We start from the raw sequence: 441 nt of genomic DNA, 5'->3' as shown, positions 1-441 counted from the left end.
GACCCCGCCGTCGGCCCAGACGTGCTTGCCCAGCTCGCGCGCGGCGGCCGCGCAGTCGGCCACCGCGGAGAACTGCGGGCGGCCGACGCCGGTCATCATCCGGGTCGTGCACATCGCGCCCGGCCCGACGCCGACCTTGACGACGTCGGCGCCGGCCTGGATCAGGTCGCGCGTGCCCTCGGCGGTGACCACGTTCCCGGCGACGACCGGGACCTTCGGCGACACCGACCGGACCGCCTTCAGCGCGGCGATCATCTTCTCCTGGTGCCCGTGCGCGGTGTCCACGACCAGCACGTCGACGCCGGCGCCGAGGACCGCTTCGGCCTTCGCGGCGACGTCGCCGTTGACGCCGACCGCGGCGGCGACGCGCAGCTTGCCCGCGCTGTCGACCGCCGGGGTGTAGATGTCCGCGCGCAGCGCCCCGACGGCGGTCAGCACGCC

1 protein-coding gene is annotated in these 441 nt (G+C 76.0%); it reads right to left on the bottom strand.

The annotated features are described in order from the left end of the window. On the bottom strand, positions 1–441 hold a 441-nt coding region (locus tag G3I65_RS04175), incomplete at both ends, for an IMP dehydrogenase (protein ID WP_203612277.1).

This window comes from Amycolatopsis sp. SID8362 (assembly GCF_010550475.1).
Lineage (GTDB): Bacteria > Actinomycetota > Actinomycetes > Mycobacteriales > Pseudonocardiaceae > Amycolatopsis > Amycolatopsis eburnea.
This window is presented reverse-complemented; position numbering and strand designations above follow the sequence as displayed.